The sequence below is a fragment of the Burkholderia sp. AU30198 genome, from assembly GCF_020419825.1.
In the GTDB taxonomy this organism is placed as follows: domain Bacteria; phylum Pseudomonadota; class Gammaproteobacteria; order Burkholderiales; family Burkholderiaceae; genus Burkholderia.
Map to the genome: position 1 here is coordinate 16,120 of NZ_JAIZSA010000029.1, position 24,921 is coordinate 41,040.

23 protein-coding genes are annotated in these 24,921 nt (G+C 62.8%); 5 read left to right on the plus strand and 18 right to left on the minus strand.

Annotated features, from left to right (window positions below):
- Positions 1-18 precede the first annotated feature (18 nt).
- From LGN19_RS37225 to LGN19_RS37290, 14 genes are all read right to left on the minus strand, one after another.
- On the minus strand, positions 19-720 hold the full coding sequence (locus tag LGN19_RS37225; RefSeq protein WP_226219995.1) for a DUF2968 domain-containing protein: 702 nt from the start codon (positions 718-720) through the stop codon (positions 19-21).
- A 54-nt stretch (positions 721-774) separates the two neighbouring features.
- Positions 775-2,166 (minus strand): sigma 54-interacting transcriptional regulator, encoded by a 1,392-nt coding sequence (locus LGN19_RS37230; protein ID WP_174962543.1) that lies wholly within the window; start codon positions 2,164-2,166, stop codon positions 775-777.
- A gap of 34 nt (positions 2,167-2,200) precedes the next feature.
- Positions 2,201-4,198, minus strand: a complete 1,998-nt coding sequence (locus tag LGN19_RS37235; protein ID WP_226219996.1) for a pilus assembly protein TadG-related protein — start codon at positions 4,196-4,198, stop codon at positions 2,201-2,203.
- A 5-nt stretch (positions 4,199-4,203) separates the two neighbouring features.
- Entirely contained in the window at positions 4,204-4,533 is a 330-nt protein-coding gene (locus LGN19_RS37240) for a DUF3613 domain-containing protein (RefSeq protein WP_174962541.1), read from the minus strand.
- Positions 4,534-4,553: 20 nt separating this feature from the next.
- Complete coding sequence (locus LGN19_RS37245) at positions 4,554-5,387, minus strand: pilus assembly protein (protein WP_174962578.1); 834 nt, start codon at positions 5,385-5,387, stop codon at positions 4,554-4,556.
- Positions 5,388-5,404: 17 nt separating this feature from the next.
- Positions 5,405-6,397, minus strand: coding sequence for a type II secretion system F family protein (locus tag LGN19_RS37250; protein ID WP_226219997.1), 993 nt, complete (start codon positions 6,395-6,397; stop codon positions 5,405-5,407).
- A 4-nt stretch (positions 6,398-6,401) separates the two neighbouring features.
- Positions 6,402-7,391, minus strand: a complete 990-nt coding sequence (locus LGN19_RS37255) for a type II secretion system F family protein (protein WP_226219998.1) — start codon at positions 7,389-7,391, stop codon at positions 6,402-6,404.
- On the minus strand, positions 7,384-8,751 hold the full coding sequence (locus tag LGN19_RS37260; protein ID WP_174962535.1) for a CpaF family protein: 1,368 nt from the start codon (positions 8,749-8,751) through the stop codon (positions 7,384-7,386). Before LGN19_RS37260 ends, LGN19_RS37255 begins: the two co-directional genes overlap by 8 nt.
- 3 nt (positions 8,752-8,754) lie before the next feature.
- Positions 8,755-10,029 carry a fimbrial protein gene (locus LGN19_RS37265; RefSeq protein WP_226219999.1) on the minus strand — a complete coding sequence of 425 codons (1,275 nt, stop codon included), beginning with the start codon at positions 10,027-10,029 and terminating at the stop codon, positions 8,755-8,757.
- A gap of 33 nt (positions 10,030-10,062) precedes the next feature.
- Positions 10,063-11,394 carry a type II and III secretion system protein family protein gene (locus LGN19_RS37270; RefSeq protein ID WP_174962531.1) on the minus strand — a complete coding sequence of 444 codons (1,332 nt, stop codon included), beginning with the start codon at positions 11,392-11,394 and terminating at the stop codon, positions 10,063-10,065.
- Positions 11,395-11,458: 64 nt separating this feature from the next.
- Positions 11,459-12,391 (minus strand): Flp pilus assembly protein CpaB, encoded by a 933-nt coding sequence (cpaB, locus tag LGN19_RS37275; RefSeq protein ID WP_174962529.1) that lies wholly within the window; start codon positions 12,389-12,391, stop codon positions 11,459-11,461.
- 81 nt (positions 12,392-12,472) lie between these two features.
- Entirely contained in the window at positions 12,473-12,973 is a 501-nt protein-coding gene (locus LGN19_RS37280) for a TadE/TadG family type IV pilus assembly protein (RefSeq protein WP_226220000.1), read from the minus strand.
- Positions 12,970-13,467, minus strand: a complete 498-nt coding sequence (locus LGN19_RS37285; RefSeq protein WP_226220001.1) for a prepilin peptidase — start codon at positions 13,465-13,467, stop codon at positions 12,970-12,972. The genes LGN19_RS37280 and LGN19_RS37285 overlap by 4 nt, the downstream gene beginning before the upstream one ends.
- Before the next feature lie 73 nt (positions 13,468-13,540).
- Positions 13,541-13,738, minus strand: a complete 198-nt coding sequence (locus tag LGN19_RS37290; protein ID WP_089450374.1) for a Flp family type IVb pilin — start codon at positions 13,736-13,738, stop codon at positions 13,541-13,543.
- Positions 13,739-14,105: 367 nt separating this feature from the next.
- Here LGN19_RS37290 and LGN19_RS37295 point away from each other — a divergent pair, with 367 nt between their 5' ends.
- The 5 genes from LGN19_RS37295 to LGN19_RS37315 all read left to right on the plus strand — a co-directional run bounded on the left by LGN19_RS37295 (position 14,106) and on the right by LGN19_RS37315 (position 20,240).
- Entirely contained in the window at positions 14,106-14,432 is a 327-nt protein-coding gene (locus LGN19_RS37295; RefSeq protein WP_226220002.1) for a hypothetical protein, read from the plus strand.
- Complete coding sequence (locus LGN19_RS37300; protein ID WP_226220003.1) at positions 14,422-16,329, plus strand: collagen-like triple helix repeat-containing protein; 1,908 nt, start codon at positions 14,422-14,424, stop codon at positions 16,327-16,329. The genes LGN19_RS37295 and LGN19_RS37300 overlap by 11 nt, the downstream gene beginning before the upstream one ends.
- A 40-nt stretch (positions 16,330-16,369) precedes the next feature.
- The gene (locus tag LGN19_RS37305; RefSeq protein WP_226220004.1) at positions 16,370-17,782 is read left to right on the plus strand and encodes a collagen-like triple helix repeat-containing protein; all 1,413 of its coding nucleotides are present in this window, start codon (positions 16,370-16,372) and stop codon (positions 17,780-17,782) included.
- 144 nt (positions 17,783-17,926) lie between these two features.
- Complete coding sequence (locus tag LGN19_RS37310) at positions 17,927-19,612, plus strand: ShlB/FhaC/HecB family hemolysin secretion/activation protein (protein WP_174962519.1); 1,686 nt, start codon at positions 17,927-17,929, stop codon at positions 19,610-19,612.
- Between the two features lie 166 nt (positions 19,613-19,778).
- On the plus strand, positions 19,779-20,240 hold the full coding sequence (locus LGN19_RS37315; RefSeq protein ID WP_226220005.1) for a DUF2147 domain-containing protein: 462 nt from the start codon (positions 19,779-19,781) through the stop codon (positions 20,238-20,240).
- Between the two features lie 102 nt (positions 20,241-20,342).
- Here the strand turns inward: LGN19_RS37315 and LGN19_RS37320 are convergent, their stop codons facing one another.
- The 4 genes from LGN19_RS37320 to odhB form a co-directional block, all read right to left on the minus strand.
- The gene (locus tag LGN19_RS37320; RefSeq protein ID WP_226220006.1) at positions 20,343-20,753 is read right to left on the minus strand and encodes a transposase; all 411 of its coding nucleotides are present in this window, start codon (positions 20,751-20,753) and stop codon (positions 20,343-20,345) included.
- Between the two features lie 144 nt (positions 20,754-20,897).
- Entirely contained in the window at positions 20,898-21,995 is a 1,098-nt protein-coding gene (gene zapE, locus LGN19_RS37325) for a cell division protein ZapE (protein WP_089439955.1), read from the minus strand.
- 98 nt (positions 21,996-22,093) lie between these two features.
- The gene (gene lpdA, locus LGN19_RS37330; RefSeq protein ID WP_226220007.1) at positions 22,094-23,524 is read right to left on the minus strand and encodes a dihydrolipoyl dehydrogenase; all 1,431 of its coding nucleotides are present in this window, start codon (positions 23,522-23,524) and stop codon (positions 22,094-22,096) included.
- Between the two features lie 83 nt (positions 23,525-23,607).
- Positions 23,608-24,882 carry a 2-oxoglutarate dehydrogenase complex dihydrolipoyllysine-residue succinyltransferase gene (odhB, locus tag LGN19_RS37335; protein WP_089450367.1) on the minus strand — a complete coding sequence of 425 codons (1,275 nt, stop codon included), beginning with the start codon at positions 24,880-24,882 and terminating at the stop codon, positions 23,608-23,610.
- Between the last annotated feature and the right edge of the window lie 39 nt (positions 24,883-24,921).

Here is a 24,921-nt window from a genome sequence, read left to right on the forward strand (position 1 = left end):
GCCGCACCGCCATCGGGTTCAGTGTGCCGTCGTCGGCAGGCCCGCATCGGCCTCACGCTGCAACGAACGCACCTGCTGCTGCAACGCCCGCAGTTGCGACTGCAGTTCGGCCTGCTGCGCCTGCAATGCGGCCGTCTCGTTACGTACGCTCTTCTGGCGATCCGCGACTGCCGTCTGCTGCTGGCGTGCGATCGAGATATCGGCCTGCAAGCGCCGCGCGCGATCCTGCGTGACTTCGATCTGCTTGTCCATTTGCGTCTTCTGCGATTCCAGCTTCGCTGCCCGCAGTTCGTTCACGGCCAGCCGCTCCGCCTGATGCGAGAAATCGCGATAGATCGCTTCCGCACGCGTTTCGTCGTAAGTCTTGATCACGCGCCAGAACGCCTTCTGCTGGAACAGTGCAACGAAGTACGCACCGTCCTTGACGTTGAACAGCAGGCTCGCACCGTAGCTGCCGTTGTAGCTCGTGCGCATTTCCGTCAGCGTGTGCGCCTGGATCTGGCGCTGCAAGTCGTCGACCGTGCTCGGGCCCGTCGACTCGCCCGCCTGCGGCTGCACCGACGCCTGCGAGTCGATCACCGGAATCGCCGCCACCGGCGCCGACGCCTGTTGTACGGCCGGCGAACCGCTGTCTGCCAGACTTTGCGCGTACGCGCCCTGCATGCCTCCCACCAGGGCGAGCAATACGCACGCCCTTCCCAACCCCGTCTTATGGCTCATGAAGTTCTATTCCCGCCCGAGTCGTTGTAATTCAGCGCGATTTTATCTCATTAATTACTCACTTTCGCGGGTCTCGGGCTCCTCGTCGAAGATCTGATATTTGCGCATTTTTTCCCACAATACCTTGCGGCTGATGCCGAGCTGCTGCGCCGTATCCTGACGCCGCCAGCCGTTTGCGTCGAGCGCCGCAATGACGCGGCTGCGCTCGTTCATGTCCCACTTGCTGCGGTCGACGAAGACCTCCGCCGCGCTCTCCGCCGGTACCGGCTGCGCCGAATTGCGCGCGTGCGCGATCAGTCGCTGCAACCGCGCGGCATCCCACCCGCCCGTCTGCCGCACCGTCACGCCGACACGCTCGGCGAGGTTGCGCAGTTCGCGCACGTTGCCGGGGAAATAGCTGTCCGCGACCGAATCCGTCAGCCAGTACGGCAGGTCGGACAACTGAGCGAGCCGATCCTCGCCGACGACTTGCGCGACGAACGACTTGAACAGCGCGATCTTGTCGACGGCGCCGCGCTCTTCCAGCGACGGAATGCTCAGCTCGATCACCGCGAGCCGGTAGTAGAGATCGGCACGGAACAGGCCGTCCTTCACGAGCTGCGGCAGCTTCTTGTTACTCGCCGCGACCAGGCGGAAATCGACCTTGACCGGCGTCGCCGCACCGACGCGCAGCACCGCGCCGTCCTCGAGCACGCGCAACAGCTTGACCTGCTGGTACAGCGGCAGATCGCCGACTTCGTCGAGGAACAGCGTGCCGCCCCCTGCCTGCTCGAAATAGCCTTTATGCGCAACAACCGCACCCGTGAACGATCCTTTCGCATGACCGAAGAACAGCGATTCGAACAGGCCGTCGGGAATCGCGCCGCAGTTCACCGGTACGAATTCGCCGTGCCGGTAGCGCGAATGCTTTTCGTGCAGCAGTTGCGCGATGCGCTCCTTGCCGACGCCGGTTTCGCCGTGCAGCAGCACGTTGGTGTCGCAGTCGGCGAACGTATCGACTTCATGCAGCAGTGCCTGCATCGATTCCGAGTGCGCGACGAGTTCGGTCGGATGCGACGTTTCAGCCGTATGCGCACGCAGCTGCGTGACGAGCTTGCCGATCATGCCGCGCAGTTCGGCGCAGGTGAAGTCGAGCGGCAGGATATGCGAATACTCGGGCGGATACTGTGACGCGTCGTGGTCGCGCGCCGCGCCGACCCAGACAACCGGCATGCCGATGTTGGCCTGCCAGTCGCGCAGGAACGCCGCGCCGGTTTCGATCATCGTCACGCTGATGATCGCCAGCGACGGCCGCAACGCGGCGCGCTCCGGCGAGATTTCCGCATTGTCGGCGCGGATCACTTCGACGTCGAAGCTCGCCATGCAGCGGGCAACGCGGTCGACAATGTCCGCTTTGCCTTCCCAGACGTACAGGTCGAGCTCTTCGATTGCGGAGGTGGGTCTCATCAATTTGATCCAGCTACTTCAGTTGAAAACGCACTTAATTACCTACTAGCTGCGGAACGGCGCATGTCAACGACATGTTATGGACGGTCGCAACCCCGACCTGAACGCCCAATAGCTGCAGCAATGGTACGAGCAGCTGGTCGAGAGCGCTAAAAATACCGTTCAGTACTGTATTCGACAGCATTCCGAGCAGGTCGCCGATCACCGATGTACCGACCGTGATCGGGACACCCAACAGCGTCACCGTCAAGGTCAGGCCGGTTCCCTTGGAAAGCGCAGCGGCAGGCCCCGATAGCGCGTTCGTCAGCACTTGTCCGACCTGGTTGGAATTGACGCTTTGATAGTCATCGCTATTTCCAGTAATGCCGTCAAATACCAAAGGACCGCCAACGGATGCGACAGCGGGTACCGAAATGGCGGGAACCGTCGCGGTGACCGATGTCTTCAAACCCAGCGCGCTCAGAACACCAACGTTCAGGAGCGTCGCAACCTGCGGCGAGCCGCACGAGTAGCCACCAGACACGTCCATCGCGCCCTGGCTGTTCAACGGCGCGTCTCCGATACATATATTCGCCAACCCAGGCTGCGCAACGATATTCGCGCGGCTATTGGCCCGCGTTGCTGCACAGCTCGTCGATGTCAACCATGCTGTTCCAGGGGCTACTTCGAGGTATAGCGGCAACTTCACACTCAAATTGAGAAGGCCGTTCAGCAGCCCGCCCAAGGAACCCCACGTTCCAAGCCCGACGTTCAGGTAGACCGCGATGTCTGCAGTGTGGGCGAGCGTGCGCCAAGGATTCCCTGGCTTCGTTGGATCGGTGCCGCCTTCACCAATGGCAATGACTGGCGGCCGGATTACCTGCACTTGCAGCGCGGCTTGTGCAAGACCGAGAAGATTGAGGCCGGTATTGACACTCACAGCGGGGCTGTTCGCGTTGGCATTCGCGATTTCTGCTGCGGTAAACAACAGATCGAGCAGGTTAACCGTCGCATTCGCTGCATTTTGCGTGTTTGCCAGACCGATTGACAACAAGCCCGGAGTAGACGCCGAGTTTCCAAGCGCGATTGGCCCAGGCACGTTCAGCTGAGTAAGCACCTTCAGTATCTTCAGGCTTTCGGTAACGTTCGCCTGCACATTCGCAACGGACGTCTGCCCCAGCGCAGTGATCATCAGCTTTGCAAGCTTGCTGATCGACGCGGTCCCATTCAACAGTTGATCGACAGTCCCCACCTGGAGCGCCGCGCGCAAATCGTCGATTTTGATGCTCGTGCATGCCAACGCCTGATACGTACCGATATTGAAGCTCAACGACGTATTGAGCAACGCACCCAACAACGAATTGACCAGGCCTGGATTGTATGCATTGCTCGTAATCACATTTCCGTTGCAGTCGGTGTTACTGCCGAACATCGCCAGCGACGTACCGATCGAAAATGCATCCACCGCCGCCGCGCGGGCCGTCGAAGTCGCAGAGATGGTCACCGGCCCGGCAACGGTCGACCAAAGCATTCCCAGGAACGAATAACGCAGCTTGCGTGTCATCGTCACTTGCGCGGCGTTGAGTTGGGGGCATGACTGAGTAGCAGGCGAAGCACTGGGTTGAGGACAGGCCATGCTCGCGTTGGCGACCTGATACGTCGACGATCCGCTCGCCGTTGCAGGAGGATCCCATCTGCCGCAACTCGACTGGATCTGGTCCGTGCCATTTACCGGAGCGATCGTACCGAGCTTGTATGAGTCATTCAACTGCGCCACGCTCTGCGCGGCCTGATTCGCACTGGAACAAGACATGTCCGTCGGATTGGTCGGCGCGGCGGCCTGCGCGGCCGCCAACGCAGCCATATCCGCAATCCTTTGCAGATCCCGCCGCTGCAAATACAGATTCCCGATATCGAGCGCCCCCAGCACGACAATCGCGACCATCACCCAGATCGCCGCCATGACCGCAATGGAGCCACGCTGACGACGCATTCCGGGCCAGCCAGTGCTGCGCCGCCGACGTACATGTGATTGATCTACACGCATCGCCATGTCGCTTATTGCGCAGCCTGCCCACCACCCGACATACCACCACTGGTGGAACCAATCTGCGAACTCATCGAGTTCGGAATCTTGTTCTTGAACGAATCCAGATAACGTTGATAGACAAGGGATGCAACGTCCCCGAGCATGGGCTGCGTCGGCGCCGCCGCGCGGTTGTCGCGCTGCATCGAGAGCCACGCCCTAGTCGAGCCGTTGACGTCGGATACGCCTGGCCTCGTAACCTGCTGCCCATATGCAGCAGCGGTGCTCATTGCCACCCCGACGATCGCGCCCAGAATCGCGATTCGACCCGCGCGTGTATTTCGCTGATGTTCATTATTCATATCGTTCCCCGCCTGTCCGTTCATTGTGCAAACCGTTGCAGCAGCGGCACGGTCTGGTCGTAGCCAAAATTGTTCGCCATCGGTTCACTCACGCCTCGCCGTTGCACGACGAGCGGCGTAGCGGCCGCACGCTTCTGTGCGCGTACGGCAGCAGCAACTTTCGCGGAGTCAATACCGATATCCTTGCGGATATCCGCAGGCAAATGCTGCTGAGTCATCAACATCTGCGCATCCTGCGTGTGCCCCGCCGCAAACAGATAAAGCGCAAGATTGCTGACGATCTTGGGATTATGCTGATCCAGTTCGGCCGCCTTTAGCAGCGGCACCCGCGCGCCAACGACATCACCATTGCGTAATTTCGCGTAAGCAAGATCGGATAACAGCGACGCATCGGTCGGCGCGAGTTCGGACGCCTGCGTCAACGCCTGCACCGCATGTCCAAAATCGCCCGCCGCGCCGGCGATCAGCCCAAGCCCTCTGTAACCGCGAGCCGCGAGCGGCGTTTTCAGCAACTGCGTGTACGCTGCCGCGCTGGCAGCCGGCTGATCAGTCATCCGAAGTGCATCCGCGCGCAGCAGGATCGTGTCGGGCGACACGCCGTACGCTTTGTCGTATGCGTCGATGTGCGCAAGCGACGCATAATAAAGACCCTGTACCTGCATCCGCTGGATCAGACCCAGATACATCGCCGGTGTGTCCGGCACCGACTGTTTCTGATCGGCCGCCTGAATCAGCGCAGCACGCTCGGTCTGCGTGTTGACGCCGTACCCGTTCTCCTTGGTCGCGCACGCGCCGAGCAGCAACGCTGCTGTCGCTACACCTGCGTACCGCACCATCCCGCTGGTCCGCTTCATCATTTTTCCTTCGTCCATCAATGGTGCGACGCCAGCGCATGCATCACCGCCAACATCCCGGGCCCGGCCGTCACGATCAGCAGCGCCGGCAACAGGGTCAGTACCATTACACCGGTCATCTTCACGGTCAATCGGCCAATCCGCTCGCGAAGCATCGCACGACGCGTCTCACGCAACCTGTCTCCGAATTGCTTGAGGGGCTCCTGGACTGCACCGCCGTGCTTGTCAACCTGAACCATCAATCGAACGATCGCGCGCAGATCCTCATTGTCGAATCCTCCGGACAGTCGTTGCATCGACTGCTCGCGCGTACGGCCTGCCGCAAACTGACGCTGCGCGATACCCATTTCCGACGACAGCACCGGCATCATCCCGCGGAAATCGTTCGTCACGACTTGCAGACTCTGATCGAGCGACAGCCCGACGCCCTGCAACAGGCGCAGCATGTCAACGAGCAGCGGCAACTCGTCGACAACGCTCTGTCTGCGGGCAGCTGCGCGACGTTGCACATAGAGCTTCGGCACCATGAAGCCGAACCCGAATGCGGCAAACATGCCGATCATCCAGTAACCGCTCTTCATCTGACCGCTCGCAAATATCGCAAACAGCAGCGGCAACCCGATCGCGCATGCAATTCGCACGCTCAGGAACAGTCCACGCGTACGCGCATCGATGTATCCACACTGTTCGAGCAAACGACGATCTTCTTCGGCAACGATGTATTTGCCGAACCCCGTGTCGAGCCAGCGCATTCCCGTCGACGACAATCGATCGAGAAAATGTGCAACGCGCTCGCCACCACTCGCGTCCGGCTTCGCAGAAGTGCTGTCAGCTGTTTCAGCCTTGGCCTTGGCTGCCTCAAGTACAGCCATGCGCCGATCCAGTGCGTCGACGAGCGCGCGTTCGGCGCGCGTCGTGGCACTCGCGCGCAGCACTGCCAGCATTCCGAACAGCAAAACGCCAAGCGCGCCCAAGGCCAAAGCAATCGCTCCAATCTGAGTTGCCGTCATACCGTTACCTGAGTCGAGCAATTCGATACAACCACACGCTGCCGGCCAACTGCAGCAGAAATGCCAGCGTGAGAATCAGTCGTCCGCTCGGATCGCCCCACATCCCTTGCAGATACTTGGGATTATTCACGATGACAAAACTGCCGATCACGATCGGCAACATTACAAGCACGAACGCCGACAGCCGCGTCTCTGCTGACATCGCAGTCAGCTCACGCTCCGCCTGTTCGAGATCGCGCATGAATACGGCCATGCGTTCGAGCATTACGTCTGCGCGACCGCCATATTTGACCGACAGACGCAGCACTGAACCGACGAGCTCGAACTCCTCGGTCCGATATATCTTCGCGATATGCGTCATCGCGCGATCGATCTCCACACCACCGCGCAGCATCCGCGATACGTGATCAAGACAGCCGCGCAGCGGCTCCTCCGTTGTCAGCAGTGCGGCCTGAAATGCGGCCGGCACACTATTGCCGAGCGTCACGAGACGTACGATTCCGTCCAGAAACGACGGAATCTGCCGAACGATTTTGAGTCGCCGCCGCTGAATTCGTGACGCCAGCCAAACCCCGAGTATCGAAACCCCACACGCAAACGCCGCGAAGCCAGCAAGCGCGCCGCCGTGGCTGCCGGCGATCACCACGATTGCAACGAGTACGATCAGCGCGACAATCGATTTGCCGCGTGCCCCGTCGATCCCCGCGCGAGACACGAGATTGTTCAAATACTCCGTGGCGATCACATACCAGTGCACCCGAAACGTATCGGACGCACTCCGTGCAACACCCAAGGGCGACGAGGGACGCGGCGCGCCTCCCGCCGCCGGCCGAGATGCTTGCGCCGCCGCCCGTACACCAGGTTCGAGCCGGCTGTCGATGAAGCGCTTCGCATCGGTTCTCACGCGCCGCGCTTCCGCGTGCCGCCACAACATCAGGGCCGACGCGACGCACAGCATCGCGATCGCGAGAACCCAGATCATCGGGCTATACATTGAAGCCTCCGCCGCGACCAAAGCCGCTGCCACCAAAGCCGCCGCCGAAACCACCGCCACCCAGGCCGCTGTTCACCAGCGCCTGACGATAGCGCGCAAGCTTCGGTGAATGTGGATGGATGCCGAGCGACTCCCAGTGGTCGATCTCCTCGCCTTCAGGGGTTACGCGCGCTTCGTAGCGGTAAAGTTCCTGCGTCGCGATGATGTTGTCGGACAAACCGGTCACTTCGGTAATCGACAAGATCCGGCGACGCCCATTCGACAGACGCCCGATCTGCACGATGAAGTCGATCGCGTTCGCGATTTGCCGGCGCAGACTCGACTCGGTGCCTTGGAAGCCTGCGAAGCCCGCCAGCATCTCCAGACGATACAGACACTCGCGCGGCGAACTCGCGTGCACGGTGCCCATCGAGCCATCGTGGCCGGTGTTCATCGCCTGCAACATTTCGAGCACTTCGCCGCCGCGAACTTCGCCGACGATGATCCGGTCCGGGCGCATCCGCAGCGTGTTGCGCAGCAGGTCGCGGATCGTCACGACGCCGGTGCCGTCGAAACCACCAGGCCGGCTCTCGAGCCGCACGACGTGCGGGTGGTTCAGCGACAGTTCGGCCGTGTCTTCGATCGTCACGACACGTTCCGCCTCGGGAATATGGAACGCCAGTGCGTTGAGCAACGACGTCTTGCCGGAGCTCGTGCCGCCCGACACGAGCACGTTGCAGCGGGCTTCGACCGCCGCCTCGAGCAGTGCGCCGATTTCTTCGTTGTACGTGCCGTTGCCGAGCAGGTCGGACGGCTTCAACGGATCCTTGCGGAATTTTCGGATCGAGACGATCGGACCGTCGATCGACAGCGGCTCGATCACGACGTTCACGCGACCGCCATCGGGCAGACGCGCATCGACCATCGGATTCGACTCGTCGAGACGACGCCCGATCGGCGCGAGAATGCGGCGCACGATCCGCAGCAGATGCGCGTTGTCGGTGAACCGCACGGGCAGCTTCGCCAGAATCCCGTGACGCGACACGTACACGTCGTTGTAGCCGTTGATCAGGATATCCTCGACCGCCGGATCCGCCAGCAGGTCCTCGATTGGCCCAAAGCCGGCAAGCTCCTTGGTCAGCGCCTCGGCAATGGCACGCACCTCGTTCTCGTTGAGCGGGATGCGGCGCAGGCGCACGAAGCTGTCGATCTCGAGATCGACGAACTGGTTGATCGCCTGGCGGGACCAGCGACCGAACTCGGCGCCGAGTTCCTCGATACGCGTCAGCAGATGCTCGTGCGCGGCATTCTTGATGTCGTGAAATTGCTGCGTCTGGGAAAACGGCGCTGCGCCGTCGGCGAATTGAATGTCGTGTGCCATCGCTTACGACCGCTTGGACGAAGGTTGAATGAAACGTTTCAATGCAGACAGGCTGGGCGCGATACGCGACGCGCCCGCCATGCCGGACACCCCGGGCAATCGTGTAGCCAGAGATTCAAGCGCTCGCACGTATGGATCGCGCTCGGCCATATCGACAATGAGCCGGCCCTGGTTCGCGGCATGGCAAATCGCAACGCGGCGCGCCGGCAGCGTACCGACCAGCGACAACCCCAAGCGCTCGGCGATTTGTCCGGGCATCAGGTTCAGGGCGGAGTCGTATTGATTAACCACGAGCTTGACGCGATCGGTATCGACGCCGGCGTCGCGTAGGCCTGTGAGCAGATCAGCCGCGGACACAATCGACGCCACGCCCTGATCGCAAACAAGCCATGCCTCGTCGACGGATGCCGTGATCTGCATGACAAACTCGCGGTTAGAAAAGCCGCCGAGATCGATGACCTGCTGATCGAAGAATGCGCGGAGACGGTTCAGCAAACCGATGCACGACGCATATGACACGTCGCGCAGCCCGGCAAGATCCGGCGGCAGTGTCGTCAGCGCGACACCGCTCGAGTGCCGCGTCAGCGCGGTGTTCACGAACGTGCGATCGATGCGGCGGAGGTTCTGCACAGCATCGACGAAATGGAATTCGCAGCGCGTGTTCAGAAACAGCGCGCAGTCACCGGCCGGCAGGCCCAGATCGATCAGCGCGGTTTGACGGCCGGCCGGTGTGCCGCCATCCGGAACCGCCGCCGCGCCCGGGCCGAGCGCGCGCTTTTGCAGCCAGACGGCGAGATTCGCTGCGAGCGTGCTGACACCCATACCGGCACGCGCGCCGACCAGCGCGAGGACCTTCCCATGGCGGCTCGCGGGCTCGCCGACATGCGCGAGCAGTCCACGCGTCGTCCGCAGCGCCTCCTCGGTCGATGCGGACACGTCAATGAAGTCGCGCACGCCGGCACGCAATGCAGCGAGCGTGCTTTCCGGTTGCGCGAGCGAACCCAGCGCGACGATCGGCAACCCCGGATGCGCAGCGCGCACCATCGCGGCGGCCACGCTCGCCGCCTCTCCTCCCTCTGAGAAATCGATGAACACCAGCGCCGGATTGACGCCCGTGATGCGCTGCGCAAGCACACCCGGCTCGAGCGACGCCGCCTCGACCGCGCCGGCCGACACAAGCGTATCGGCAAGCCAGCGGACGCGCGCTTCCTTCGGCGATGCGCAAACGAAATAGTCGGTCACGGCGGGTTCACACAATGACTGGGTTCGTGCGTTCATGTCGAACACCCCCGATTACGCAAGGCTTCGCGTTCATTTCGAAAATCCCGGCGCTGCATCCGGCGCCGCAATGCCGCCCAGATACGATCGCCAGACCGGCCCGTCACGCTGCTCGGACAACTCGCCGGGTGTCGCCGGCAACGCCGCGCCCTTCGCGATCGGCGCAACGAGATGCGGCGTCACGATTATCAGCAATTCCTTGTCGTTCTGCTGATAGTTCAAATTCTTGAAGAACGTACCGATGATCGGAAGGTCGCCAAGCAGCGGAACCTTGCTGACGTTCGACATCGTCTGGCGATCGATCAGGCCGCCGATCACGAAGCTCTCTCCGTCGCCTAGTTCGACCGTCGTGTCCGCGCGACGCGTCGTGATCCCCGGCACTGCGACACCGCTGATCGTCACGCTGTTCACGAAGTCAAGCTGGCTCGACTCGGGCGCGACCTTCAGCGCAATCCGCTGCGGACTCAGCACGGTCGGCGTCAGCGTAAGTCCGACGCCATATTGCTTCCACTGAATTGCGGTCGAACCGAGTCCTTGCGGTGACGGGACCGGAATTTCGCCACCCGCGAGGAAGCTCGCGCTTTGACCAGACAGCGCAACGAGCGTCGGTTCGGCGAGCACCCGGGCGAAATTGTTCGCTTCGAGCAGCGACAGCTCACCGAAGATGCCGCGTCCAGCAGCATTCACGACCAGGTTGAATGCCGACGTCACGGGTGAGCCGAGCGTCGGAATATACCCTGCAGAGCCGGGACCGGAACCGCCGCTATACGACTGCACGCCGCCCGGTGAAAACGAGCCGAACGAGAAACCGTTGTTCTGTTTGAAGAAGTTGAACCCGACCTGCTTGAGCACCGACCGGCTGAACTCGACGACGCGCACATCGACCTGCACAACGTTCTTGCCGGCAAGCGTCGACCGATCGATCACGATGCCCTTCCCGGCCATGTTCTTGGCGACTGCGACTGCGCGTTCATGTGCGTCAAGCGATGCCGACGCACCACGCAGCACCGCCGTTCCGCCATATGCATTCACGCGCGGTGTGGAATCATCGAGCACCGCTTGCGCGGCTGCGTCGACGACCTCGATGCTCCAGACCGTCGGCTCGTCGTGACCACGCTCCCACAGCATCACATTCGTCGCACCGGGCGCCTTCGCGGTCAGCAGTACCGAGCCGGACCGGCTGCCTTTCATGATCAGCACGTCGGCGATCGCCGGGTCGCCGACCGCCACGCGCTGCAATGCATGGCCAGCCGAAATCTGCCGCTGCGCGCCGACCGGCAGTTCGATCTTGCCGCTCGCGCTCGCGAGCGATGCGAATGTCATGGTCCAGATAGCAATCGCGAATGCAATCAGTGTGTTTTTCATTGTTTGGTAGACCGTCACACGGCCTTTACTTGTCGTCGCTGATATCGATGGCCATCGATGTCGTTCAATACGCAACCGTTTCCGACCGGCCGCCGCGGATCACCTCGATGCTGCTTCCGCCACCGCCACCAACCGACCGTACTGCCGGCGGCAGACGCGACGGCAACGGCGGTACGTTCACGTTAGCCACGGCAGTTCTCGGCGTGCCAGACAGTTGTTGCAGCGATACCCCGGCCGCAGCCAGTGCCGACGGCGACAGCTTGTTGTCCGTGCGCACGGCAACCGTTTGCATCGCAAGTTCGTCATCGCGGGGATTGCGCAGTGCCAGCGTCAACCGGCCGCTTGCCTCGCCAAGCGTCAGCGCATCGACCTGCGCGGTCGGTACCGCGAGTACAGCGATGCGCACGTTGGTCGGCTGGCTGCTATTGCCGTTGTTGTTTCCGCTGTCGCGATCCGGCGTCGCGTCGCCAAACGACAACACGCGCACCTTCGACATCAAGAGCCGCGCTTGCGTCTGCGAGACTTCGCCGTCGAGCATCGAGCCGCCTTCGCGCTTCAGATTCACGAACACGTCGACGAAATTGCCAGGCCGCAAACGGTTGCCGACCGCATTGGTCTCGTCGACCCGAACCGCAATCGCGCGCTCCCCCGGTTGAACGTCTTCGGCAAGCCCCGAGACCAGTGCGTCCGAGACGACCGGAGCCGATGCCAATATGTCTCTCGCCGGAACGCGACCAACCAATGTGGCCGGATCGGCAAACGCGCCTGTGGGTGCAGGCGCGGTCGGCTGGACCTTCAACGCGTCGGCCGCGATTGGTTGACCGACGGGCAGCGTGCGCGTGGCAATCACGACCGGCACCGGATTGGCCACAACGGGCTGCTGCTGTGTCGGAACGGCATGCGGTGCGCTGCGTCCGAGCATCCATGCGTAGATTCCGAGCAGAACGGCGATCGCAATCAGCAGCCCCGCGATGATTTTTGTCAGGTTGTTGGCCATGTTGATATTGGAATGCCGGAAGCAGGTTCTGGAGCGTAAATTCAGTGAGCCGGCTGATTCATAGGGAGCTGACTCGTTGCGTCAAAGCATGCTTGGGGTGACTTGCACCGTTGCACTGCCCTGCAACTGGGGAGCGGTAAATACAAACAGCCACGGAATCAACGGATTTTTCGCGTACGAATATGTCACTGTTACCATTACGTTAAATGTCGATGTAGCCGTAGGCACGAATGCAGATGCATCGCAAGTTACGCCCGTTGTTGAGCTCGTGGACGGCGTCGACGTTGAAACCTGCGCGGAGAACTGAACGTTTTTCCCCCACGGCGAGCCATTCAGCGCTTGCGTCACTGCCGTTCCCGCATTCACGTTTAACCGGTCACACGGTGTCAGCGTGTAATTCAATGCCGCACGCGCCCCTTCGGAAGCAGCAAACGTCAGGCTCTGCTGAATGACAAAAATCATCCCGAACGTGACGATCGCGTAGAAAATCAGGAAGAACAGCGGAAAAGTAAGTGCAACTTCGATTGCCGTTGCTCCTCGTTGACGCTCCAACCCGTGCAACAGCAAGCGGCGAGCCCTCATATTCCCCTCTGCACCAGAAGATATCCCAGCCAAACAACCGCCGGCATCACGAGAAATGCCGCATAAGGCGTTGCGCGACGATTACCGACTACCATCGTCGGCATACCACGGCCAAACAATTCGCCGACCGACATGCGGGATATAAACATCACGCCAAGCGCATGCGCGCACGCAGCCAAACTGGCCACAATCCAGATCCCCAACAACGCGTGTGTGCCGCACCACGCGCCCATTACGGCAAATATCTTGACATCGGCTGCGCCCATTAATCGCAATGCAAAAAATGGAAAAAGACAAATCAAGCCGCACAAGGCCCCAATAAGCGCCTGAACAAGTGAAATGCCGAACGGATTTTCGTTAGCAAACGCACATAGCAATGCGCCAACCAAACCCGCAACAGTTAGCGAATTCCGAATACGCCGAAAACGAATATCACTGATCGCGACAAGCACCGCCCAGGCCACAAACACGCCTGAGAAAAACAAGGATTTCATATCGACCGCCGATACAAGCGCAAGAAAGCGGCAAGCGAATCAACATATCTCGCTCACCGCTTTAGCGTGACACTTATGGCGAACACTGGGCAGAGGCGCCCGAGGCTGGCGATACGCAAAGCGCAATCTTCTGGAACATGCCTTCGAGGCCCGTCCCGATCGATGTAACGCTCGCCAAGATGACTACAGAAATCAACCCCGCGATCAGACCGTATTCGATCGCGGTAACCCCGCTCTCTTCCGTCAGGAAGCGCTTGATGAGTGCTTTCATTTTTGTTTCCTCGTGCCTATATATACGTTCTTGGCCTTTTATACGTCTTACATCCCCGCATATCTGGCCGCTTGCCCCGCGTCGTTCGTCACATTTCCGCAACGACGACCAGGTGCGCTTTCTTTATAGTTCGCCCCGAAGAGCGTGTATCGCAATTTGATGCAAGTTAACATTCGCGATAGGAACCCTCCTCGAACGTCGTGTACCGATCCGTACATTTGCTTACATCTGACCTGAATCTTATCTCTGATTCCCTCCAATTTCCAACCCATTTTTAGCGATGGGGATCGAAATTTTTTCCGTAAGCACAGCGTATTTGTACGGCGTTTCGGCACGTCTTACACATAGGACTTACGATAGGTTAGATGTGCACATCTATTCCACCAGTAAAACAACCGCCCAGCCAGCCTGCCGTGTCCGCACAAACCCGATGTTACGCCGCATCCGTAACGCCAATGTTGTGACGTTACGTTACGAAACGGTCGAAACCGTTCTCATTTGTCTGTACTTAAACAGATTCAACAATCTTTCAATTTCCATAACTTCCTTTTCCAACAAGGAATTGCCCCGTTTAAAACCTGTTGTCGAACCGTCGGGCATCGAAATGGCACGACTGTTGCAGAGTAGTCCGCGCACCACTCAACACAACGAAGTTCACAACACATTTTTAATGCGAGGACAAAATGGACATTAAGGTTATCCCTCATGGCGTGTTCCGGACGACTCTGATCGCGGCCACCGTTGCAGCCATGCTTTCCCTCTCCGCGTGCGGCGGTTCCGGCTCCATCAGCCAGGGGCTCGGCGGCGGCTCGAGCTCGGGCGCTGGCGATTCGATCTCCACGTCGGGTGGCGGTACGTCCGGCACGAGCGGCACCTCGGGCACGAGCGGCACTTCCGGCACCAGCGGTACGTCGGGCACGAGCGGTACCTCCGGCACCAGCGGAACCTCGGGCACGAGTGGTACCTCCGGCACCAGCGGTACGTCGGGTACGAGCGGTACCTCCGGCACCTCGGGTGTGTCGTCGAACGCAGTGGGAAATGTCCTCGCAAGCAGCAGCAACATCGTCACGGGTGTCGGCGGAACCGTCTCGGGTCTCGGCTCGGTCATCGCCAACCAGTCACTGCCGGGCGTCAACCCGGCCACTACGCAGGCCGCAGGCGGCATCGTGCAGAACGTCGGCGGTGCCGTGACCGCGCTCGGCAACGGCCTTGGCAACGGTCTCGGCCAACTCGGCGCGACGAAGGATCCGCTCGGCACCACGCTCGCCAGCACGGGCGGCGTGGTCAACCAACTCGGCGGCGCAGTCACGCAGACGGGCAACCTGGTCTCGAGCCTCGGCAGCGGCCCGCTGACGCCGCTCGCGCCGGTCACGGGCGCCGTCGGCGGACTTGTATCGACGCTGGGCGGCGCCGTATCGAACGGCGGCACCACCCTCACCAACGCACTGTCGACCGGCCCGATCCAGCAAGTCACGCAGACGGTCAGCTCGGCGATCACGCCGATCACGACGATGGTCGGCCAGACGACCCAGACGATCGGCACGGCGACCGGTCTCGGCGCGCCCGTCAATACGCTGCTCGGCACGGTCGGCAACGGTCTGAACCAGGCCGGCGCCCTGCTCGCGTCGACGGGCGGCAACCCCGTCACGACCGGCCTTGGCAACACGGTCTCGTCGACGGGCAACACGGTGAAGGCCGTTGGCGGCCTGCTCACGGGCGGCACCGGCGGCGTGACCAACCCGCTGGCTCCGCTCACCGGCCTCGTCTCGACGGTCACCGGCGCACTCGGCGGCGCAACGGGTGGCAGCAGCGGCCCGCTCGCACCGGTCACCGGCCTCGTCTCGACGGTCACGGGCGCGCTCGGCGGCGCAACGGGCGGCAGCAGCGGTCCGCTCGCACCGGTCACCGGCCTTGTCTCGACGGTCACGGGCGCACTCGGCGGCGCAACGGGCGGCAGCGGCGGTCCGCTCGCACCGGTCACCGGCCTTGTCTCGACGGTCACGGGCGCACTCGGCGGCGCAACGGGCGGCAGCGGCGGCCCGCTCGCACCGGTCACCGGCCTCGTCTCGACGGTCACGGGCGCACTCGGCGGCGCAGCAGGCGGCAGCAGCAGCCCGCTCGCGCCGGTCACCGGCCTCGTCTCCACGGTGACGGGCGCACTCGGTGGCGCAGCAGGCGGCAGCGGCGGCCCGCTCGCACCGGTCACCGGCCTCGTCTCGACGGTTACGGGCGCACTCGGTGGCGCAGCGGGCGGCAGCAGCAGCCCGCTCGCACCGGTCACGGGCCTCGTCTCGACGGTCACGGGCGCGCTCGGCGGCGCAACGGGCGGTACGAGCGGCGGCCCGCTCGCGCCGGTCACGGGTCTCCTCGGCACGGTGACGGGCGCACTCGGCAGCGCAACGGGCGGCGCAGGCGGCACCAGCCCGCTCGCCCCGGTGACGAACGCAGTGTCCACGGTGACCAGCACGGTCGGCGCGCCGGCATTGACCGGTGGCACGGGCGCCGTCACGAACTCGGGCTCGGCGTCGAATCCGCTGGCGCCTGTCACATCGCTGATCGGCGGCCTGCTCGGCGGCACGCACGGCAAGTAAACCAAGATCCATCAATCGACAAGACAGCGAGGAGTCAATCATGTCCCAGCAACGCTCTCTCACGACAGCCACCCTTCGCCAGTGGCGCGTGCCCCTCACGGCCTTCGCCGCGGCCTGCCTGCTGGCCGCCTGCGGCGGCGGCGGCGTCAGCTCGCCGCCGTCCAGCAGCAGCAACAACAACCCCAGCACGAGCGGTACGCCGAGCACGAGCGGCACCAGCGGCACGCCCACCGGCACCCAGGGAGTCGTCAGCACGGTTGGCCAGACGGCCACCGACCTCGGCAGCACGGTCGGCAACATCAGCGTGCCGGGCCTCGGCGACGGTGTGACGAAGGGTGTCGGCAGCACGCTCTCCAGCACCGGCACGATCGTCGGCGCAGCCGCCGATGCCGTGAGCAACGGTCTGGGACAGATCGGCACGACTAAGGATCCGGTGGGCACGACCGTCGCAGGCCTCGGCAACGTGGTCGGCGCGACGAGCAACACGGTGTCCGGCCTGAGCTCGACGGTCAAGGCACTCGGCACGGGCCAGCTCGCGCCGCTCGCGCCTGTCACGACTCCGGTCGGCACCGTGCTCGACACGGTGGCCAATGGCCTGACAGCCGCCGGCACGACGATCGGCTCGACGCTGTCGTCGGGCGCCGTGCAGCAGGTGACGCAGCCGCTCAGCTCAGCGATCACACCGCTCGTGATCACCGCCGGCCAGGTCACGCAACAGGTCGGCACGACGACCGGCCTCGGCCAACCGGTCTCAGGCCTGCTCGGCCAGGTCGGCGGCGCGATCAGCTCGGCTGGCAAGCAGGTCGGCGGCACGTCGAGCCAGCCGCTCGTCGGCGACGTCGGTCAGCTCGTGACCGCGGTCGGCAACACCGTGACCAACGCGGGCGGCCTCGTCAACCCGAACGGTCCGAACGGCGCGGCACCGATCCCCGGCCTGATCACGAGCCTCGTCGGCGGCTCGACGGCGACCGTACAGAACGGCACGTCGTCGGGCTCCGGTTCGACGAATCCGCTCGGCGGCCTGCTGTCGGGTCTCGGCTCGACGCCGCTCGGCTCGCTCACGGGCGCACTCGGCGGCGCGACCGGCGGTTCGGGCAGCGGCCCGCTCGCGCCGGTCACGGGCCTCGTCTCCACGGTGACGGGCGCACTCGGTGGCGCAGCAGGCGGCAGCGGCGGCCCGCTCGCCCCCGTCACGAATCTCGTGTCGACGGTCACCGGCACACTCGGCGGCGCAACGGGTGGCGCAGGCAGTGCAAACCCTCTCGCGCCTGTCACCGGTTTGCTGAATACTGTCACCGGAGCAGTGGGTGGCGCAGCAGGCTCCGGGGGAGCGAGCCCGCTCGCGCCGGTCACGTCGCTGGTCGGCAGCGTCACGGGTACGGCAGCATCGGGCGGCAGCTCGACGGGCCTGCTGGCACCGGTAACGGGGTTGCTGGGTAGCGTTGGGAAGTAAGGAGGACGATCGTATCTTCGCAGCCGGAGCGAATGGTGCGGCCGTACAAACACAACCGGCATTGCGGCACGCGGCGCGCGACACCCTGGTGTCGCGCGCCGGCATTACAAAGAAGACGAAAAGCAAGGCCTACGAGGAAGAACAATGAAATCCAGACTCGACAGATGGATGATGCTGCTCGCCATCGCGGCAGCCGGCACGGCACATGCACAAACGCGCGTCGGGGGTAACCCGCTCGACTCCCTCCCCCAGATCAACGCGCCGAAAAGCGGCCCGAACGTAACCGTGCAGGTCGCACCGCGGGCACCGCAGTTGCAGGAGTTGCTATCGCGCCACCTGACACCGACGACGTTCCAGGTCGAAGGCGTGAAGTCCGTGCCGTTCGAGGAAATCTCGCGTCGCTTCACCCCTCTCGTCGGCAAGGACATCACGATCGGCGAATTGATCGAAACCGCCAACGGTGTGACGAAGCTGTACCAGGATCGCGGTTACGCGCTGTCGTTCGCGTTCATTCCCGCGCAGACGTTCGAGAACGGCGTCGTGCGCATCACGGTTGTCGAAGGCTATGTGTCGGACGTCAAGGTCACCGGCAAGCCCGGCGCGATGGAATCGAAGATTCGTGCGATCGCCGCGCATATCACGGCCGATCGCCCGCTGCGCCGCGCGACGTTCGAACGCTACGTGAACACGTTCGGCCTGTTGCCCGGCCTCACGGTAAAGGCGAACGTACCGCCGCCTCAAACCACCGACGGTGCCACGACGCTCGAACTCGCGGTCGACCGCAAGCCGTTCAACGTCAGCACCGGCATCGACTTCAACCACCCGGGCGTCCAGGGTCTCATCACCGCGACCGAAAACGGCCTCACGTCGTTCGGCGAGCAACTGAGCATTTCCGCGCTGGCGCCGCCGGGGCGCGACAAGCAGACTTACTTCGCATTCAGCGGCGCACTCCCCGTCGGCAGCAGCGGCCTGATCACGCGCCTCGATGCGAGCACCTATCGCGGCAAGCCGACCGACAATCCGGGGTTGCCGTCATACGTGCAGCGTACGGTCAAGAACGAGAAGCTTGGTCTTTCGGCATCCTATCCGATACTGCTGAACAACCAGCGCAGCCTGCTCGGCACGGTGTCGGGCTACGCGGCACACAACGAGGACAATTACCAGAACCAGATCAATGGCGCGACGCTCAACAACCGGTCGCAGGTTCGCGTGCTGCAACTGCAGCTCGACTACACGAACGTCCAGCCGAAACAGGTGCGAAAGTTGAGCGTCAACGTCGCCAAGGCGTTCGACATTCTCGGCGCGTCGAAATCGCAGGTCGCCCAGGCGAACGGCTCGACGATTACGTACGCTGACCCGACATCACTGACCTTCGTCCGCACCGGCGCGACCTTCACGCAAACCAACGAATGGCCGTTCCGGATCGGTACGTCGGTCTCGTTGACCGGGCAATACAGCCCCGACTCGCTGCCGACGTCCGAGCAGATCTCGTTCGGCTCGACGCGCTACGCGCTCGGCTATCAGCCCGGCGAAGCGTCGGGTGACTCGGGATGGGGGATGTCGCTGGAGGTCAACCGCGGCTTCACGCCGGGCTGGACGTATATGAAATCCGTTACGCCATACATCGCCTACGACATGGCGCGCGTGTACCTGCATGCCGGCACACCGTCACCGAACCGCATGTCGTCGGTCGGTATCGGCGTGCGTTTCTCGGACAGCCGCTTCTACAGCCTCGACCTGAACGTCGCGAAGCCGGTGGGAGACGCGCCCGTCGAAAGCGCATCGCGCAGCCCGCGCATCAACGCCGCATTCTCGTATCAGCTCAACTGATCGGTCACCAGACAGCCCGCGCCACGCGGGCTGTTTCGATTAGAGCCCCCTCTATCAAACGTGGCGCGCGGTTTCACGTATTCTGGCGAAGCTCGCAACATGCCCGCCCCATGCAGACGGTTGTGCGGGCAAATCGAACACGACATGCAAAACAAGGAGGACGACAATGATTCAACTGACCCGCCCGTTGCGTGCAATCGCCGTCGCCGGCGCACTGCTCGCTTGCGCCGCCCCCACCTTCGCACAAGCTGACAACCCCATCGGCATGTGGCAGACGATCGACGACAGCACCCATCAGCCGAAGGCACTCGTGCAGATCTCCGAAGACGGCGACGGTGCGCTGAACGGCAAGGTCGTCAAGGGCCTCGGTGCGAACGATACGCCGGATCGCCGCTGCACCGCCTGCACGGACGAGCGCAAGGATCAGCTCATCAAGGGCATGACGATCATCAAGGCAATGAAGAAGGAAGGCGACCACTGGGACGGCGGCAACATTCTCGACCCGGAGAACGGCAAGGTCTACAAGTGCAAGATGACGCTTGAAGACGGCGGCCAGAAACTCGTCGTGCGCGGTTACATCGGCGTGTCGCTGCTCGGTCGTTCGCAGACCTGGGTTCGCCAGCAATAATGCGACTCGCGCTTAAACGCGCGGCTCAATGAAAAATCGGCCTGCGACGATGTCGCCAGGCCGATTTTGTTTTGGTGCGGGTGTAGCTCGAACTGACGGATATCACGCTGCATGCTTCAGCGTGTCCGACGCATAGCTGCCAGGTGCCCGATACGCGGGCGCCACATTGCTGCGCGCTTCCGCCGCCTTCGATTGCGTGTGCTTGCGCATCCGCGCGGACAATTCGTTGCACAGATTCACGCCTGCGTCGCCATAGAGTTCACGCATGACACTCATCAACGTACCCGTCTCGTGCCAGACCTTGAAGCGTCGATGGCAAGTTTGATACGACGGGTAACGGCGCGGCATGGCCGACCACGTTGCGCCGCTGTAGATCACCCAGAGCACGCCGTTCAGGACGGCACGCGTATTGGCCAATGGCCGGCCGCGCAACTCGGTGCGCGGCTGCATTTCGGGCAGAAGCGGCGCGACACAGCGCCACTCGTGGTCGGTCAAATCGCGATACGGTGTCATGGATATCTCCAGCCTTGGTAACCATGACACAACGATATCGACTCACCTCAACGATGAATATAAGACAAATCCGAAAATACCCTGAGATCGCCCTTATTTGACCGGAATTGACGTTTGAATCCCGCCAATTCCCGACAATCACACTCAGGTCAGCGACGTATCGACGATGCGGCGCGGCGTTTCGATATATTCCTTCGACTGCATCTCGACGATTCGCGACACCGTACGTGCAAACTCGTTGGCCATCGGGCCTTCGATGTACAACTGCTCCGCCGGCACCGCCGCGGACATCAGCAGCTTGACCTTGTGGTCGTACAGCACGTCGATGAGCCACGTGAAGCGGCGCGCTTCGGACGCCATCCGCGGTGACATCTGCGGCACCTCGGACAGCACGATCGCGTGGAAGCGGCTCGCGAGTTCGAGATAGTCGTTCTGCGAGCGCGGGCCACCGCACAGCGTCGCGAAGTCGAACCAGACAACACCGTCCGCCTTGCGCAGCGCCTTCAGCTCGCGTTTCTCGATATGCAGGAGCGGGCTTTCATCAGGAACGGCAGCGAGCTTCTGGAACGCATGCCGCAATTCGCGATCGGCGTCCGCGCCGAGCGGCGTGTGATACATCTTCACCTGCGCGAGCGTGCGCTGGCGATAGTCGACACCCGCATCGACGTTGAGCACATCAAGCTTGGACTTGATCAGCGCGATCGCCGGCAGCATGCGGTCGCGATGCAGGCCGTCCGGATACAGGTCATCGGGATCGTAGTTGGACGTCATCACGAACTGCACGCCGTTGTTGAACAGGCGGTCGAGCAGACGATACAGGATCATCGCATCGGCAATGTCCGACACGTGGAACTCGTCGAAGCAGATCAGCCGGTAGCGCTTCGCAATACGCCGTGCGAGTTCGTCGAGCGGATCGGCCTGCCCTTTCAGTTCCTCGAGCTCGCGGTGCACTTCGCGCATGAATTCGTGGAAATGCAGGCGCGTCTTGCGCTGCACGGGCACGACCGCGTAGAAGCTGTCCATCAGGAAGCTCTTGCCACGACCGACGCCGCCCCACATGTAGACGCCGCGCGGGAGGTCAGGATGATTGATGAGCTTCTTGAACGCGTTCGAGCGGCGCGCCTTGTACTCGACCCACTCGTCGAAGCATTGTTGCAGGCGATCGACGGCCGCGCGCTGCGCGGGATCGGACTGATAGCCGCGCGTGGTCAGTTCGCGCGTGTAGTATTCGGTGACGTTCATCGGGTAAACCGGAAAAAACGAAGGCGGACGGGAAACCCCGCCCGCCTTCGTCATGAGACGGTTGCGCCGGCCGTTGGCCGGCCGGCGCTATACCGCGCTCAGCTGTTCAGCGAGCGCTTGTCGACGGCGAGCGCCGCTTCGCGCATCACTTCCGACATCGACGGGTGCGGATGGCAGATGCGGGCGATGTCTTCCGACGCCGCCTTGAATTCCATCGCGACCACGGCTTCCGCGATCAGGTCCGACGCGTTCGCAGCGATCACGTGCACGCCGAGCAGTTCGTCGGTCTTCGCATCCGCGATCATCTTCACGAAACCGTCCGGCGCGTTCATGCCGAGCGCGCGGCCGTTGATCGAGAACGGGAACTTGCCCGACTTGATCTCGCGGCCTTCCGCCTTCAGCTGCTGCTCCGTCTTGCCGACCCATGCGATTTCCGGGTACGTGTAGATCACCCACGGAATGCAGTTGTAGTCGATGTGCGGCTTCTGGCCGTCGATCACTTCCGCGACCAGCACGCCTTCGTCTTCCGCCTTGTGCGCGAGCATCGGGCCGCGCACCACGTCGCCAATCGCGTACACGTTCGGCACCGCCGTGCGGCAGTGGTCGTCCACGTCGATGAAGCCGCGTTCGTTCGCCTTCAGGCCGATTGCCTCGAGGCCGAGGTTGTCGGTGTTCGGCACGCGGCCGACCGACACGATCAGGCGGTCGGCGTCGAGCGTCTGCGCGTTGCCGTCCTTGTCCGTGTAGGCGATCGACACGCCGTCCGCGGTCGTCTTCACTTCGCCGATCTTCACGCCGAGATGGATGTCGAGGCCCTGCTTCTTGAACAGCTTGGCCGCTTCCTTCGCGAGCGCTTCGTCGGCTGCGCCGAGGAACGCCGGCAGCGCTTCGAGCACCGTCACTTCGGCACCCAGGCGACGCCACACCGAGCCGAGCTCGAGGCCGATCACGCCTGCGCCGATCACGGCGAGCTTCTTCGGCACCGCGTCGAACGTCAGCGCACCTTCGTTGTCCGACACGATCTTGTTGTCGACCGGAAGACCCGGCAGGTGACGGGCCTTCGAGCCCGTCGCGATGATCACGTTCTTCGCGGTGACGACTTCGGCTTCGCCTTCGCCGCTCACTTCGATCTGCACGCCGGCGTCGGTCTTGCCGGTGAACTTGCCATGGCCCTTCAGCCAGGTGATCTTGTTCTTCTTGAACAGGAACTCGATCCCGCTCGTCATCTTCTCGACGATCGCGTCCTTGCGGCCGAGCATCTTCGCGACGTCGATCTTCACGCCGTCGACCGTGATGCCGTGGTCGGCCAGGTGGTGCGACGTGTTCTCGAACTCTTCCGACGACGCGAGCAGCGCCTTCGACGGGATGCAGCCGACGTTCAGGCACGTGCCGCCGAGCTTCAGCGCGCCGGCCGGGTTCTTCCACTTCTCGATACAGGCAACGGTCTTGCCGAGCTGCGCGGCGCGGATCGCGGCGATGTAGCCGCCGGGGCCGGCGCCGATCACGACGACGTCAAATTCCTTGGACATGACAATCCTTTCTTCTTGTGCAACCGCACGGGCAGCGCGTGTCGCGCGCCCGTGCGGAGCGGGTCAATGCGGTGAAACTCGGCTTACAGGTCGAGCAGCAGGCGTGCCGGATCTTCCAGCGCATCCTTCATCGCGACGAGCGACAGCACGGCTTCGCGGCCGTCGATGATGCGGTGGTCGTACGACAGCGCGAGGTAGTTGATCGGACGGATCACGATCTGGCCGTTTTCGACGACCGGACGCTCCTTCGTCGCGTGCACGCCGAGGATTGCCGACTGCGGCGGGTTGATGATCGGGGTCGACAGCATCGAGCCGAACACGCCGCCGTTCGAGATCGAGAACGTACCGCCCGTCATTTCCTCGATCGACAGCTTGCCGTCCTTCGCCTTCTGGCCGAACTCGGCGATCTTCTTTTCGATCTCGGCGAGGCTCAGTTGATCCGCGTTGCGCAGGATCGGCACGACGAGGCCGCGCGGCGAGCCGACAGCGATACCGATGTCGAAGTAGCCGTGGTAGACGATGTCGTTACCGTCGATCGACGCGTTCACGAGCGGGAACTTCTTCAGCGCGTGCACGGCCGCCTTCACGAAGAACGACATGAAGCCGAGCTTCACGCCATGTTCCTTCTCGAACTTGTCCTTGTACTTGTTGCGCAGTTCCATGACCGGGGCCATGTTCACTTCGTTGAACGTCGTCAGGATCGCGTTGGTCTGCTGCGATTCGAGCAGACGCTCGGCGATACGCGCACGCAGGCGCGACATCGGCACGCGCTGCTCCGGACGGTCGTTCAGCCAGGTCGTCGCCGACGCCGGCACCTTCACGTCCGGCAGTGACGGCTTCGCAGCGGCGGTCTTCGCCGGTGCTGCTGCCGGAGCGGCCTTCGGTGCGCTGCCTGCTGCCAGCGCGTCGCCCTTCGTGACGCGGCCGTCGCGGCCCGAACCTGCGACGTCGCCTGCCGACAGGCCCTTCTCGGCCAGCAGCTTCGATGCGGCCGGTGATGCGGTGGTCGACGATGCGGCGGCTGCGACCGGCTGTGCTGCCGGTGCGGCTGCAGCAGGCGCTGCTGCCGGCTTGACTTCGGCGGCGCCCGCCGCGGCTTCGGCTGCACCTGCCTTCGCTTCGGTGTCGATCGTTGCGATCAGCTGATCAGCAACGACGGTGTCACCGTCGTTCTGCAGCACTTGCGCGAGCACGCCTGCGGCCGGTGCCGGCACTTCGAGCACGACCTTGTCGGTCTCGAGTTCGATCAGGATTTCGTCTTGAGCAACTGCTTCGCCCGGCTTCTTCTTCCACTGCAGCATGGTGGCTTCCGAAACCGACTCCGAAAGCTGGGGGACTTTGACTTCTACGATAGCCATGTGATTTTCCTGGATGCTTAATCTGGGTAATGACGAGGT

Excerpts from the sequence above, each read along its gene's own strand:
- LGN19_RS37235 (WP_226219996.1), bottom strand. The coding sequence starts at position 4,198 with ATGGCGATGCGTGTAGATCAATCACATGTACGTCGGCGGCGCAGCACT.
- LGN19_RS37300 (WP_226220003.1), top strand. The coding sequence starts at position 14,422 with ATGGACATTAAGGTTATCCCTCATGGCGTGTTCCGGACGACTCTGATC.
- LGN19_RS37285 (WP_226220001.1), bottom strand. The coding sequence starts at position 13,467 with ATGAAATCCTTGTTTTTCTCAGGCGTGTTTGTGGCCTGGGCGGTGCTT.
- LGN19_RS37265 (WP_226219999.1), bottom strand. The coding sequence starts at position 10,029 with ATGAACGCACGAACCCAGTCATTGTGTGAACCCGCCGTGACCGACTAT.
- LGN19_RS37315 (WP_226220005.1), top strand. The coding sequence starts at position 19,779 with ATGATTCAACTGACCCGCCCGTTGCGTGCAATCGCCGTCGCCGGCGCA.
- LGN19_RS37320 (WP_226220006.1), bottom strand. The coding sequence starts at position 20,753 with ATGACACCGTATCGCGATTTGACCGACCACGAGTGGCGCTGTGTCGCG.
- LGN19_RS37260 (WP_174962535.1), bottom strand. The coding sequence starts at position 8,751 with ATGGCACACGACATTCAATTCGCCGACGGCGCAGCGCCGTTTTCCCAG.
- LGN19_RS37245 (WP_174962578.1), bottom strand. The coding sequence starts at position 5,387 with ATGAAGCGGACCAGCGGGATGGTGCGGTACGCAGGTGTAGCGACAGCA.
- odhB (WP_089450367.1), bottom strand. The coding sequence starts at position 24,882 with ATGGCTATCGTAGAAGTCAAAGTCCCCCAGCTTTCGGAGTCGGTTTCG.
- zapE (WP_089439955.1), bottom strand. The coding sequence starts at position 21,995 with ATGAACGTCACCGAATACTACACGCGCGAACTGACCACGCGCGGCTAT.
- LGN19_RS37290 (WP_089450374.1), bottom strand. The coding sequence starts at position 13,738 with ATGAAAGCACTCATCAAGCGCTTCCTGACGGAAGAGAGCGGGGTTACC.
- cpaB (WP_174962529.1), bottom strand. The coding sequence starts at position 12,391 with ATGGCCAACAACCTGACAAAAATCATCGCGGGGCTGCTGATTGCGATC.
- LGN19_RS37305 (WP_226220004.1), top strand. The coding sequence starts at position 16,370 with ATGTCCCAGCAACGCTCTCTCACGACAGCCACCCTTCGCCAGTGGCGC.
- LGN19_RS37250 (WP_226219997.1), bottom strand. The coding sequence starts at position 6,397 with ATGACGGCAACTCAGATTGGAGCGATTGCTTTGGCCTTGGGCGCGCTT.
- lpdA (WP_226220007.1), bottom strand. The coding sequence starts at position 23,524 with ATGTCCAAGGAATTTGACGTCGTCGTGATCGGCGCCGGCCCCGGCGGC.
- LGN19_RS37270 (WP_174962531.1), bottom strand. The coding sequence starts at position 11,394 with ATGAAAAACACACTGATTGCATTCGCGATTGCTATCTGGACCATGACA.
- LGN19_RS37280 (WP_226220000.1), bottom strand. The coding sequence starts at position 12,973 with ATGAGGGCTCGCCGCTTGCTGTTGCACGGGTTGGAGCGTCAACGAGGA.
- LGN19_RS37310 (WP_174962519.1), top strand. The coding sequence starts at position 17,927 with ATGAAATCCAGACTCGACAGATGGATGATGCTGCTCGCCATCGCGGCA.
- LGN19_RS37230 (WP_174962543.1), bottom strand. The coding sequence starts at position 2,166 with ATGAGACCCACCTCCGCAATCGAAGAGCTCGACCTGTACGTCTGGGAA.
- LGN19_RS37255 (WP_226219998.1), bottom strand. The coding sequence starts at position 7,391 with ATGTATAGCCCGATGATCTGGGTTCTCGCGATCGCGATGCTGTGCGTC.
- LGN19_RS37225 (WP_226219995.1), bottom strand. The coding sequence starts at position 720 with ATGAGCCATAAGACGGGGTTGGGAAGGGCGTGCGTATTGCTCGCCCTG.
- LGN19_RS37240 (WP_174962541.1), bottom strand. The coding sequence starts at position 4,533 with ATGAATAATGAACATCAGCGAAATACACGCGCGGGTCGAATCGCGATT.